The sequence below is a fragment of the Microbacterium dextranolyticum genome (genome assembly GCF_016907295.1).
Taxonomy (GTDB): Bacteria; Actinomycetota; Actinomycetes; order Actinomycetales; family Microbacteriaceae; genus Microbacterium; species Microbacterium dextranolyticum.
In genome coordinates this window covers 1,761,968-1,774,831 of the sequence record NZ_JAFBBR010000001.1, presented here as the reverse complement: position 1 = coordinate 1,774,831, position 12,864 = coordinate 1,761,968, and the positions used below count along the sequence as shown (strand labels likewise).

The following is a 12,864-nucleotide window of genomic DNA, read 5'->3' as shown; positions in this document are numbered from 1 at the left end:
CGCCGCGCCGGACTCAGCGGGAGAGACGCCGCTTCAGCAGCTTCTCTTCGTCGCCCGAGATCGGGGAGTCGGTGGCGACGAATCGCCCGCGGGACGCGCGGTAGGTGTCCACGATCGTCCCGATCGCCAGCGCGAGCGTGATGCCCCAGCTGAGCCAGGCGAGCGCCTGTCGCCAGGTGAAGGGGACGTCGCCCCGCGCCCCGCGCAGCAGAGTGAGACCGCTCGTCACGGCGGAGATGATCCCGGTTCCGAACAGGTACTTGCGCATGGCACCACGTTAGCCTGGAAGGACGCCTGCCGAGAGGAACCGCATGAGCGCGCACGCCACCGGATCGACGACTGCAGCGGATTTGGTCGTGGTCTCCAACCGACTGCCGGTCGACAGATCGCCCGAAGACGAGCAGTGGCGCCCGTCGCCCGGTGGTCTCGTCGCAGCATTGGAGCCGGTGCTGCAGTCCACGGGAGGGGCGTGGGTCGGATGGCCCGGACAGCCCGATCTCGCCCTCGACCCCTTCTCGTTCGACGGGATGGAGCTCGTCCCCGTCGAGCTGTCCGCCGAGGATCTCGAGCTGTTCTACGAGGGCTTCTCCAACGACACGATCTGGCCGCTGTACCACGACGTGATCTCACCGCCTGCGTACCACCGCGACTGGTGGGAGGCCTACGTGCGCGTCAACGAACGGTACGCGCACGCCGCGGCATCCGTCGCTGCGGAGAACGCCACCGTCTGGGTGCACGACTATCAGCTCCAGCTCGTGCCGCGGATGCTGCGCGAGCTGCGGCCCGATGTGATCATCGGCTACTTCCACCACATTCCGTTCCCGGCATACGGCATCTACTCGCAGTTGCCGTGGCGCACCCAGGTGCTGGAGGGCCTCCTCGGTGCCGACGTCATCGGCTTCCAGCGCGTCGCGGACGCGGGGAACTTCGCCCGCGCGGTGCGTCGCCGACTCGGCTTCGAGACGAAGGCCGGCTCTATCCGAGTGCCGACGGCAGACGGCTCCGTCCGCACGGCGATCGCGAAGGCGTATCCGATCTCGATCGATGCATCGGTGTACGACGAGCTCGCGCGTCGCCCCGACGTGCAGCAGCGTGCGCGGGAGATCCGCGAGAGCCTGGGCGACCCCGACGTCGTGCTGTTCGGCGTCGATCGCCTCGACTACACCAAGGGCATCGGCCACCGCCTCAAGGCGTACGGCGAGCTCCTCGCCGATGGACGCCTGGATGTCGAGCGCGTCACACTCGTGCAGGTCGCGAGCCCCAGCCGGGAACGTGTTGCCGCGTACATGCAGTTGCGCGACGAGATCGAACTGACGGTGGGTCGCATCAACGGCGACTACGACACCGTCGGACACACGGCGATCCGCTACCTGCATCACTCCTACCCGCGCGAGGAGATGGTGGCCCTCTACCTCGCCGCGGACGTCATGCTCGTCACGGCGCTGCGCGACGGAATGAACCTCGTCGCCAAGGAGTACGTGGCCAGCCGCGTCGACGGGGACGGCGTTCTTGTGCTGAGCGAGTTCACCGGGGCGGCCGATGAGCTGACCCAGGCGGTGCGGGTCAATCCCCACGACATCGAAGGCCTGAAAGACGCGATCACCGCCGCGATCGAGATGCCCGTCGCCGAACGGCGGCGACGCATGCGCGCCCTTCGCCGCCGCGTGCGCGATCATGACGTCGAGCGGTGGTCGCGGGCGTTCCTCACCGACCTCGACGAGGTCACGCGATGATCCCCGACGACGCGATCACGCGCCTCGCCGATGCCCCGCGCCTGCTCGTCGCCCTCGATTTCGACGGCACCATGTCGACGCTCATCGACGACCCGATGCAGGCACGGATGCACCCGCGAGCGCGCGTCGCCTTCGACGCGCTGCGGCAGGCCCCCGGAACCACGGTCGCGCTCGTCTCGGGGCGCAGCCTGCACGACCTGCGCGTGATCGCCGAGCACGAGGACGACTCCGACGTCCTGCTCGCCGGATCGCACGGCGCCGAGAGATGGACACCCGATGGTGCGTCTCCCGAGGAGCCGACCCTGCAGGAGCGCACCGTGCGAGACGAGCTCCGTGCGCGGGCGGAGTCCATCGCCGCGAGCGTCCCCGGCGCATGGATCGAGCCGAAGACCTTCGGTTTCGCGGTGCCGACGCGCACAGTCGCACCACCGCTCCGGGGCGACCTGCACGCGAGGATCGACGACCTCGTCGCGACGCGGGCGCCGGGCTGGCGACGTCGCACCGGGCACGACATCGTCGAGTACGCCTTCCGCGACATCGGAAAGGACGACGCCGTGGCATGGCTGCGACAGGCCACGGATGCCTCGGCGGTGCTCTTCGCCGGTGACGACATCACCGATGAAGACGCGTTGCGCGCGCTCGGCACGGACGACGTCGGCGTGCGCGTGGGAGCGGGGGAGACGGCGGCGGACGTGCGTGTCGACGACATCCCAGAGCTCGCGGAGATGCTTGTGCGTCTCGCACAAGCCCGCGGCCAGGCACGGGAATAGACTTCGAGGATGCCGGACGCAACGGACCCGTCGCCCGTGAACGCGACGAACAACGCTCCCCAGGTCGACATCAAGCCACGCAGTCGTGCCGTCACCGACGGCATCGAGGCGACGACGTCTCGCGGCATGCTCCGCGCCGTCGGCATGGGCGACGAGGATTGGGACAAGCCTCAGATCGGCATCGCGTCGAGCTGGAACGAGATCACCCCGTGCAACCTGAGCCTCGACCGGCTCGCGCAGGGCGCGAAGGAGGGCGTGCACGCCGGCGGCGGATACCCGCTGCAGTTCGGGACGATCTCGGTCTCCGACGGCATCTCGATGGGGCACGAGGGCATGCACTTCTCGCTCGTGTCGCGCGAGGTGATCGCCGACTCCGTCGAGACCGTGGTCATGGCCGAGCGGCTCGACGGCACCGTGCTCCTCGCCGGCTGCGACAAGTCCATTCCCGGCATGCTCATGGCCTCTGCGCGACTCGACCTGTCGAGCGTCTTCCTCTACGCGGGCTCGATCGCCCCCGGCTGGGTGAAGCTCTCCGACGGCACCGAGAAGGACGTCACGATCATCGATTCGTTCGAGGCGGTGGGCGCGTGTCTCGCGGGCAAGATGAGCGAGGCCGACCTGAAGCGCATCGAATGCGCGATCGCTCCCGGCGAGGGCGCCTGCGGCGGCATGTACACGGCCAACACGATGGCCTCGGTGGCCGAGGCGCTCGGCCTCTCCCTCCCCGGTTCCGCGGCTCCGCCGTCGGCCGATCGCCGCCGCGACTACTTCGCGCACCGCTCCGGCGAAGCGGTGGTGAACCTGCTGCGTCAGGGCATCACGACCCGCGACATCCTCACGCGGGATGCCTTCGAGAACGCCATCGCGCTGGCGATGGCACTCGGCGGGTCGACGAACGTCGTGCTGCACCTGCTCGCGATCGCCCGAGAGGCGGAGGTCGAGCTGACGCTCAAGGACTTCAACCGCATCGGCGACAGGGTCCCGCACGTCGCCGACATGAAGCCGTTCGGAAAGTACGTCATGAACGACGTCGACCGGCACGGCGGCATCCCCGTCATCATGAAGGCGATGCTCGACGAGGGCCTCCTCCATGGCGACGCGCTCACGGTCACCGGAAAGACGCTCGCCGAGAACCTCGAGGCGCTGAACCCCGACCCCATCGACGGCACCGTCATCCACTCGTTCGACGACCCGATCCACGCGACCGGCGGGATCACGATCCTGCACGGCTCGCTCGCGCCCGAGGGCGCGGTCGTCAAGACGGCCGGATTCGACGCGGCCGTGTTCGAAGGACCCGCGCGTGTGTTCGAGCGCGAGCGCGCCGCCATGGACGCGCTGGAGGCTGGTGAGGTCGAGGCGGGCAGCGTCGTCGTCATCCGCTACGAGGGTCCCAAGGGCGGCCCGGGCATGCGCGAGATGCTCGCGATCACGGCCGCCATCAAGGGCGCAGGGCTCGGAAAAGATGTACTACTCTTGACGGACGGACGATTCTCAGGCGGCACAACCGGCCTGTGCATCGGCCACATAGCACCCGAAGCGGTGGACGCTGGTCCCATCGCCTTCGTGCGCGATGGTGATCTGATACGGGTCGATATCGCGGCTCGCACCCTCGACCTACTCGTCGACGAGGCTGAGCTGAACTCCCGCCGCGACGGCTGGGAGCCTCTTCCCCCGCGCTATACCCGTGGCGTTCTGGCCAAATACTCGAAGCTCGTGCGCTCCGCCGCTGAGGGCGCGACGACGGGCTAGGCTCCGCTTCCGTACTCCATCACTCGAGGTTCCACTCATGTCATTCGACACTGCTGCGGCCGTGCCCCGGCCGCCCGCTCGGGGCGCATCCGCGTCCACTCCCACGATCACCGGCGCTCAGGCCGTGGTGCGCTCGCTGGACATGCTCGGCGTCACCGACGTCTTCGGCCTGCCCGGCGGCGCGATCATGCCGGTCTACGACCCGCTCATGGACGACGAGAAGGTCCGCCACATCCTCGTCCGCCACGAACAGGGCGCCGGCCACGCCGCCGAAGGCTACGCCGCGGCATCCGGTCGACCCGGCGTCGCCATCGCGACCTCCGGACCGGGCGCCACCAACCTCGTCACGGCGATCGCCGACGCCTACATGGACTCGGTTCCGCTCGTGTGCATCACGGGTCAGGTGTTCAGCCACCTCATGGGCACCGACGCGTTCCAGGAGGCGGACATCGTCGGCATCACCATGCCGATCACGAAGCACTCGTTCCTCGTGAAGCGCGCGGAGGACATCCCGGGCGCGATCGCGGCCGCCTTCGAGATCGCCACGACGGGTCGCCCCGGCCCGGTTCTGGTCGACATCACGAAGGATGCGCAGCAGGCATCCGCGCCCTTCGTGTGGCCCCCGAAGATCGACCTGCCGGGCTACCGCCCCGTCACGAAGGCGCACGGCAAGCAGATCCAGGCGGCGGCCCAGCTGATCGCTTCCGCCGCGAAGCCCGTGCTGTACGTCGGCGGCGGCGTCATCCGTGCCGGCGCGGCGCCGGAGCTTCGCGTCTTCGCCGAGGCGACCGGTGCACCTGTCGTCACGACGCTGATGGCGCGCGGCGCGTTCCCCGACTCGCACCCGCAGCACCTCGGCATGCCCGGTATGCACGGCACGGTTCCCGCCGTCCTCGCGCTGCAGGAAGCCGACCTGATCGTCGCGCTCGGCGCGCGGTTCGACGATCGTGTGACCGGCAAGGCGGAGCTGTTCGCCCCGCACGCCCAGGTCGTGCACGTCGACATCGATCCGGCCGAGATCTCGAAGATCCGCATGGCCGACGTGCCGATCGTGGGCGATCTGAAGGAGGTCCTCGTCGACCTTGACGCCGCGTTCCAGTCGGCACGTGCCGACCACGCCCCCGACATCTCGGAATGGTGGTCGTACCTCGACGGTCTGCGTCAGGAGTTCCCGCTGGGATACGCCGAGCCCGAAGACGGCCTGCTCGCGCCGCAGCACGTCATCCAGCGCATCGGTGAGCTCACCGGTCCCGAAGGCGTCTACGCCGCGGGCGTCGGACAGCACCAGATGTGGGCGGCGCAGTTCATCAGCTACGAGCGACCGAACGCGTGGTTGAACTCGGGCGGTGCCGGCACGATGGGGTATTCCGTGCCCGCCGCGATGGGGGCGAAGGTCGCCGAGCCGGACCGTGTGGTGTGGGCGATCGACGGCGACGGATGCTTCCAGATGACCAACCAGGAGCTCGCGACCTGCGTCATCAACAACATCCCGATCAAGGTCGCCATCATCAACAACTCGAGCCTCGGCATGGTCCGCCAGTGGCAGACCCTGTTCTTCGCCGGGCGCCACTCGAACACCGACCTGAACACGGGCCACGGCACGATCCGCGTCCCCGACTTCGTGAAGCTCGCGGAGGCATACGGATGCCTCGGCATCCGCGTCGAGAAGCCGGAAGAGGTCGACGCGGCGATCACGCTCGCGCTGGAGACCAACGACCGTCCGGTCGTGATCGATTTCGTCGTCTCGGCCGATGCGATGGTCTGGCCGATGGTGCCGCAGGGCGTCAGCAACAGCTACGTCCAGTACGCCCGAGACCACGCGCCGAGCTTCGACGGGGAGGACTGATCATGAGCAAGCACGTCCTGAGCCTTCTCGTGGAGGACAAGCCGGGTCTGTTGACCCGGGTCGCCGGACTCTTCGCACGTCGCGGCTTCAACATCGAGTCCCTCGCGGTGGGCGTCACCGAGGTCCCGGGGCTGTCGCGCATCACCGTCGTGGTCGATGTCGAGGGCCTGCCGCTCGAGCAGGTCACCAAGCAGCTGAACAAGCTCGTGAACGTCATCAAGATCGTCGAGCTCGAGCAGTCGGCGTCGGTGCAGCGCGAGCACGTGCTGATCAAGGTGCGCGCCGACAACCAGACCCGATCGAACGTCCTCGAGGTCGTGAACCTGTTCCGCGCCTCGGTCGTCGACTACGCGACCGACGCCCTCGTCGTCGAGGTGACCGGCGATCGGCCGAAGGTCGATGCGCTGCTGCGGGCTTTGGAGCCGTTCGGCATCAAGGAGCTCGCACAGTCCGGCATGGTCGCGATCGGTCGCGGCGGCAAATCCATCACCGAGCGCGTCCTGCGCGGCTGATCTTTTCGAACCACTAGCAAGGAGAAACACACACCATGGCTGAGATCTTCTACGACTCCGACGCCGACCTGTCCGTCATCCAGGGCAAGAAGGTCGCGATCGTCGGCTACGGCTCGCAGGGCCACGCGCACGCGCAGAACCTGCGCGACTCGGGCGTCGAGGTCGTCATCGCGCTCAAGGACGGCTCGAAGTCCGCGCCCAAGGCGCAGGAGGACGGCTTCGAGGTTCTCTCGGTCGCCGACGCCACCGCGTGGGCCGACCTCATCATGATCCTCGCGCCCGACCAGCACCAGCGGAGCATCTACAACGACGAGATCAAGCCGAACCTCGCCGCCGGCAAGACGCTCGCCTTCGCGCACGGCTTCAACATCCGCTTCGGCTACATCGACGCGCCCGAGGGCGTCGACGTGATCCTCGTCGCTCCCAAGGCTCCCGGCCACACGGTGCGCCGTGAGTTCGTCGCCGGCCGTGGCATCCCCGACATCGTCGCCGTCGAGCGGGATGCCTCGGGCACCGCGTGGGCGACCGCGCTCTCGTACGCGAAGGCGATCGGCGGCACCCGCGCGGGCGTCATCAAGACGACGTTCACCGAGGAGACCGAGACCGACCTGTTCGGCGAGCAGGCCGTTCTGTGCGGTGGCGTCTCGCAGCTGGTCCAGTACGGCTTCGAGACCCTCACCGAGGCGGGCTACCAGCCGCAGATCGCGTACTTCGAGGTTCTGCACGAGCTGAAGCTCATCGTCGACCTCATGTGGGAGGGCGGCATCGCCAAGCAGCGCTGGTCGGTGTCGGACACCGCGGAGTACGGCGACTACGTCTCGGGCCCGCGCGTCATCGACCCGCACGTGAAGGAGAACATGCAGGCGGTCCTCGCCGACATCCAGTCGGGGGCGTTCGCGGAGCGTTTCATCTCCGACCAGGACAACGGGGCCGTCGAGTTCCTCGAGCTGCGTGAGAAGGCCGCCGCCCACCCGATCGAGGCGGTCGGCAAGGAGCTGCGCTCGCTGTTCGCCTGGAAGCAGCAGGACGCCGACTACGTCGAGGGAAGCGCCGCGCGCTGACCTCCGATCGCACCGGCTGCGCCGCGCGCTGACCTCTGATCGCAGCGGCACCGCCGCGCACCGTCGTGCACAGACTCTCGGCACACCCACCGAGCAGGCTTGAGAGAGCCAGCGAGCCCGGTCCCTCCACAGAGGGGCCGGGCTTTCGGCATCCGTTCACGGCGTCCGCGCGTGGATGCAGCGTCGGACGGTGCCGGCGGGCGCGAGGCGGCTACGCTGAATCCGTGACCACCGGACGCGACGACGACGCCCTGCACTGGGGAGGCGACGACGACCCGACACTCGATGTCGGCTCGGCCTCGACTCCCGCCCGCGCACGCGAGCACGACGGCACCGACGCGGAGCCGCTCGCACTGCCGGACGGCTTCACGCCGCTCGGGCGGGGCAGCGACCAGGTCGGGCGGATCGACGCCGACGGCACGGTGGTCATGCCCGGGGATCGTGCTCCGCTGTCGAACACCATGCTGGTGCTGCTCGGTGTCGTCTCCGGTGTCGCCCTGCTCTACACGATCGGGTGGATCGTGGGCGGCCTGCGCCTGCAGGGCACCGCCGACTTCCTCGTGAGCCCGATCGGCTACCGTGCCGCGTTCTGGCTCGCCGTCGCCGCCCCGGCCCTGTGGTTCACGACGGCGCTGGTGCTCACGCGCACGTCGAAGACCTGGATCCGGGTGACCGCGTTGGTCGCCGGATTCGCTTTGCTCGTGCCGTGGCCGTTCATCATGGTCGGCGCCGTCGGGTCGGTGGCCTCGTGAACCGCGCGGCGAGGAAGGAGGCGCGGCCCTCGGTTGCGCCGCGCACTCCCACCTGGGCGATCGTGGCGATCTCGGTCGTGTTCGGCCTGTTCTACGCGTACTTCGTGTGGAATGCCGTCTCGTTCCTCGTGTCGCAGGCCAGTGGAACGCTGACGTTGAACGGGTACGGCTGGTTCGTGCTGCTGCTTGCCGTCGTGTTCCCGCTGGTCGCCTTCGGTGCCGCCTTCGCGATCGGCTGGCGCCGTGTGTGGGGGGAGTTCGCCCTGACGCTGCTGACGGGCCTGGCGGTCGTCGCCGTCTTCTGGCTGAACATCCTGGCCTACAGCGCCACCGCGGGCGCGTCCATGCTCGGCTGAGCCCCGCCACGCCCCGGCACGCCCTGACGCAGCGATAGTTCCGGCGTCACACGGTCGGGGCCCTCGGTCCGTGGCCACTAGGCTGACTCGTGCCACGACCCGGCGCCGCCAGGTGGTCCGCGGCGCGGCATCCCATCCATCCCGCGCGTGCGCGAAGCTCCGAAGGTCAGTCGCTGTGTCCAAGCCTGTCGTCCTCATCGCCGAAGAACTCTCTCCCGCCACGATCGATGCCCTCGGGCCCGATTTCGAGATCCGTACCGTCGACGGAGCGGACCGCTCGGCCCTGCTGCCGGCGATCGCCGACGTCGACGCGATCCTCATCCGCTCGGCGACGAAGGTGGATGCCGAGGCCATCGCCGCGGCATCCCGTCTGAAGGTCATCGCGCGCGCCGGTGTCGGCCTCGACAACGTCGACATCAAGGCGGCGACGGCCGCAGGTGTGATGGTCGTGAACGCGCCGACCTCGAACATCATCTCCGCCGCGGAGCTCACCGTCGGCCACATCCTCAGCCTCGCGCGCCACATCCCGGCTGCGCATGCGTCGCTGGCATCCGGCGCGTGGAAGCGCAGCTCGTTCACCGGCACCGAGCTGTTCGAGAAGACGGTGGGCATCGTCGGCCTCGGTCGGATCGGCGCTCTCATCGCCGCGCGTCTGCAGGGCTTCGGCGTCACGGTCGTGGCGTACGACCCGTACGTCACGCCCACGCGCGCCCAGCAGCTCGGCGTGACCCTGCTGAGCCTCGAAGAGCTGCTGGCGCAGAGCGACTTCGTCACGATCCACATGCCGAAGACGCCCGAGACCACCGGCATGATCGGAACCGAGCAGTTCGCGCTGATGAAGCCGACGGCCTACGTCGTCAACGTCGCGCGTGGCGGGCTGATCGACGAGTCTGCGCTGTACACGGCACTCACCACCGGTGAGATCGCGGGCGCCGGACTCGACGTGTTCACCTCCGAGCCGCCGAAGGAGGACGGCACCGCCTTCCCGCTGCTCTCGCTGCCGAACGTCGTGGTCACCCCTCACCTGGGGGCCTCCACCGACGAGGCGCAGGAGAAGGCCGGCATCTCCGTCGCGCGCTCCGTCAAGCTCGCCCTCGAGGGCGACCTCGTCCCCGACGCCGTCAACGTGGCCGGGGGAGTCATCGACCCGTTCGTGCGCCCCGGCATCGCGCTGGTCGAGCAGCTGGGTCAGGTGTTCTCGGGGCTTGCCGCCAGTGCGCTGACGAGCCTCGACATCGAGGTGCGGGGCGAGCTCGCGGCCTACGATGTGAGCGTCTACCGCCTGGCTGCGCTCAAGGGCATCTTCACGAAGATCGTCAGCGAGAACGTCTCGTACGTCAACGCGCCGCTGTTCGCCGAGCAGCGCGGCATCGAGACCCGCCTGATCGTCGAGGCCGACAGCCCCCTGTACCGCAACATCACGATCCTGCGCGGCACGCTGTCCGACGGCTCGGTGCTCACCGTCGCCGGCACGCTCGCCGGTACGCGCATGGTGCCGAAGATCGTCGGGATCAACGGCTACGAGATCGAGGTGCCCATCGAGCAGCACCACGTCGTGATGCGCTACGCCGATCGTCCCGGCATCGTCGCGATCTACGGCCAGAAGCTCGGCGAAGCCGGCATCAACATCGCGGGCCTGTTCGTCGCCCAGCCCGATGCGAGCGGTCGGGCCCTCTCGGTGCTCACCGTCGACCAGCCCGTGCCCGACGCGATTCTCGACGACATGCGCGACGCCGTCGGCGCCGACCTGTTCCGCCAGATCGAGATCACCGAGTCGTGATCGATGCCCGCGTCCTGTCGGCGAGACAGGACGCGGGCGGCGAGACACGACGCGTCGCGTCGTGTCTCGCCTTGGATGTCGTGTCTCGCGCCAGGGCCAGGGGCAGGCGTCAGGGGTGCGCGGCGTGCTCGACGAGTGCGATCAGGGCTTCGAGAGCGGGGCCGCGGGGGACCGGGCCGACGAGCGAGGTGCCCGTGAGGGCGTTGTTGTAGTAGAGGCCGTCGCTCACGAGCAGAACGAGGTCGAGCGCCGCGTCATCGCGGACATGAGGACGCAGTGCGTCCTCCCACCGCGAGCGCACGCGACGGAGGGTCTCCGACGCCTCCTGGTGGCCGCCTTGGGCCAGGCGCGACGTCGCGATCAGCGCGCGGTCGAGCAGATCGTCGTCCATGACGGATGTGCGCAGGAAGAACGCCACCGGACCTTCGGGAGCGGATCGCATCGCCTCGAGATCGGCGGTGACGAGGTCTTCGACCCGGCTCAGCAGGCCGGCCTCGAGCGCATCCTTCGAGGAGAAGTGGTAGAGCAGGCCGCCCTTGGACACGCCGGCGGCGCGCGCCGTGGCATCCATCGTCGCGGCGCGTTCGCCGTCGTCCATCAGCAACCGCTCGAAAGCGTCGAGCACGCTCTCACGGGCGCGCGGCGGTCGAGACATGGATCGATCCTTCCACGGAGTCGGGGATGTCTGTTACTATACCGGCTGGACGGTATAGATAACATGACTTTGACTGAAGAGATCACCCTGGCCGATGCGAACGGAAAGCGCGTGGGCTGGCGCGGATGGACGGCGCTCGTCGTCCTGATGCTGCCGGTGCTGCTGGTGTCCGTCGACAACACGGTGCTGAGCTTCGCTTTGCCCGACATCGCCCTGAGCCTCGCGCCGACCAGCGCGCAGCAGCTGTGGATCATCGACGCGTATCCACTGGTGCTCGCGGGACTGCTCGTGACCATGGGAACCCTCGGCGACCGATTCGGACGTCGTCGGATGCTACTGATCGGCGCGACCGGGTTCGCCGCGGTGTCGGTGCTGGCGGCCTTCGCGCCGAGCGCGCCGTGGCTCATCGCCGCGCGCGCCGGCATGGGTGTCTTCGGCGCCATGCTGATGCCCTCGACGCTGTCGCTGCTGCGCTCGATCTTCACGGACCGTGACCAGCGGCGCCTCGCGATCGCCGTGTGGGCGTCGATGTTCTCCGCCGGCGCTGCCCTCGGCCCGATCGTGGGAGGCATCCTGCTCGAGCATTTCGCGTGGGGATCGGTCTTCCTCATGTCGGTGCCCGTGCTCGTGCCGCTGCTCGTCTTCGCGCCGTTGCTCGTTCCCGAGAGCCGTGACCCGCACCCCGGCCGTGTCGACCCGGTGAGCATCGCCCTGTCGATGCTCACCATGATCCCGATCGTCTACGCGATCAAGGAGGTCGCGGTCCACGGGTTCGGGGCGCTGCCGGTGATCCTGACGGTCGCCGGGCTCGGCTTCGGTGTCGTCTTCGTGCGCCGCCAACTGGCATCCGACCAGCCGATGCTCGACATGAGGCTGTTCCGTCGGGGGACGTTCAGTGGGGCGCTCCTCGTCAACCTGCTCAGCGTCATCGCGCTCGTCGGGTTCCTCTACTTCGTCGCCCAGCATCTGCAGCTGATCGTCGGGCTGTCGCCGATGCAGGCGGGGCTTTCCCTCGTGCCCGGAATGCTCGCCATGATCGTGTCGGGACTGCTCGTCGTGCCCATCGCGCGGCGCGTCTCGGCCCGCATCGTGGTGCCCGTCTCGCTGCTCTTCTCGATCACGGCGTACCTGCTCGTACCGGGCGCCGTCGGCGACGGCGCGCTCGCGCTGCTGATCGCCGCCTTCACCCTGCTCGGCATCGGCATCGGTGCGGCCGAGACCGTCTCGAACGATCTCATTCTCGCCAGCGCGCCTCCCGCGAAGGCGGGGGCGGCGAGCGCCGTCTCCGAGACGGCGTACGAGCTGGGTGCGGTGCTCGGCACGGCCGTGCTCGGCGGCATCCTCACCGCGGCCTACCGCACGGGCATCGTGCTGCCCGACGGCATCACCGGTGCGGCAGCGGATGCCGCCCGCGAGACGCTGGCAGGCGCGGTGACGGTCGCCGCGACCCTCGACGCGCCCACCGCCGATGCTCTGCGCGTCGCCGCGGCCCACGCGTTCGACGCCGGGGTGAGCATCACCGCGGTGATCGGCGCGATTCTCGTCGGCATCGCCGCCGTCATCGCGGCCACTACGCTGAAGGGGTCCCGTTCCGCGCACGTCGACCACTGAGAATTCGTGCGTCGGCGTCCCCTGAGCACGAGGAGTTCC

The 12,864-nt window shown here is 68.9% G+C and carries 12 protein-coding genes; 10 read left to right on the top strand and 2 right to left on the bottom strand.

From position 1 onward, the window contains the following. Positions 1 to 13: 13 nt before the first annotated feature. Entirely contained in the window at positions 14 to 268 is a 255-nt protein-coding gene (locus JOE64_RS08160) for a hypothetical protein (protein ID WP_204963795.1), read from the bottom strand. Positions 269 to 311: 43 nt separating this feature from the next. Here JOE64_RS08160 and JOE64_RS08155 point away from each other — a divergent pair, with 43 nt between their 5' ends. From JOE64_RS08155 to serA, 9 genes are all read left to right on the top strand, one after another. Then, on the top strand, positions 312 to 1,733 hold the full coding sequence (locus tag JOE64_RS08155; protein WP_204963794.1) for an alpha,alpha-trehalose-phosphate synthase (UDP-forming): 1,422 nt from the start codon (positions 312 to 314) through the stop codon (positions 1,731 to 1,733). Continuing rightward, positions 1,730 to 2,503 (top strand): trehalose-phosphatase, encoded by a 774-nt coding sequence (otsB, locus tag JOE64_RS08150; protein WP_204963793.1) that lies wholly within the window; start codon positions 1,730 to 1,732, stop codon positions 2,501 to 2,503. Before JOE64_RS08155 ends, otsB begins: the two co-directional genes overlap by 4 nt. A gap of 9 nt (positions 2,504 to 2,512) precedes the next feature. Continuing rightward, positions 2,513 to 4,252, top strand: coding sequence for a dihydroxy-acid dehydratase (ilvD, locus tag JOE64_RS08145; RefSeq protein WP_204963792.1), 1,740 nt, complete (start codon positions 2,513 to 2,515; stop codon positions 4,250 to 4,252). A 37-nt stretch (positions 4,253 to 4,289) separates the two neighbouring features. Next, the gene (locus tag JOE64_RS08140) at positions 4,290 to 6,098 is read left to right on the top strand and encodes an acetolactate synthase large subunit (RefSeq protein ID WP_204963791.1); all 1,809 of its coding nucleotides are present in this window, start codon (positions 4,290 to 4,292) and stop codon (positions 6,096 to 6,098) included. Between the two features lie 2 nt (positions 6,099 to 6,100). Continuing rightward, positions 6,101 to 6,610: an acetolactate synthase small subunit gene (ilvN, locus tag JOE64_RS08135; RefSeq protein ID WP_204963790.1), complete on the top strand. Its 510-nt coding sequence runs from the start codon at positions 6,101 to 6,103 to the stop codon at positions 6,608 to 6,610. Positions 6,611 to 6,645: 35 nt separating this feature from the next. Then, positions 6,646 to 7,671 carry a ketol-acid reductoisomerase gene (gene ilvC / locus JOE64_RS08130; protein WP_204963789.1) on the top strand — a complete coding sequence of 342 codons (1,026 nt, stop codon included), beginning with the start codon at positions 6,646 to 6,648 and terminating at the stop codon, positions 7,669 to 7,671. A gap of 224 nt (positions 7,672 to 7,895) precedes the next feature. Further along, positions 7,896 to 8,423: a DNA polymerase III subunit gamma/tau gene (locus tag JOE64_RS08125; RefSeq protein WP_204963788.1), complete on the top strand. Its 528-nt coding sequence runs from the start codon at positions 7,896 to 7,898 to the stop codon at positions 8,421 to 8,423. A gap of 62 nt (positions 8,424 to 8,485) precedes the next feature. Then, complete coding sequence (locus JOE64_RS08120; protein WP_271202539.1) at positions 8,486 to 8,779, top strand: bacitracin resistance protein; 294 nt, start codon at positions 8,486 to 8,488, stop codon at positions 8,777 to 8,779. A gap of 175 nt (positions 8,780 to 8,954) precedes the next feature. Further along, entirely contained in the window at positions 8,955 to 10,559 is a 1,605-nt protein-coding gene (serA, locus tag JOE64_RS08115) for a phosphoglycerate dehydrogenase (protein ID WP_204963787.1), read from the top strand. Positions 10,560 to 10,668: 109 nt separating this feature from the next. Here serA and JOE64_RS08110 read toward each other — a convergent pair whose 3' ends face one another. Beyond that, on the bottom strand, positions 10,669 to 11,214 hold the full coding sequence (locus tag JOE64_RS08110; RefSeq protein WP_204963786.1) for a TetR/AcrR family transcriptional regulator: 546 nt from the start codon (positions 11,212 to 11,214) through the stop codon (positions 10,669 to 10,671). 63 nt (positions 11,215 to 11,277) lie between these two features. Between JOE64_RS08110 and JOE64_RS08105 the strand changes: the two genes are divergently transcribed. Beyond that, complete coding sequence (locus JOE64_RS08105; protein WP_204963785.1) at positions 11,278 to 12,825, top strand: MFS transporter; 1,548 nt, start codon at positions 11,278 to 11,280, stop codon at positions 12,823 to 12,825. Positions 12,826 to 12,864 lie beyond the last annotated feature (39 nt).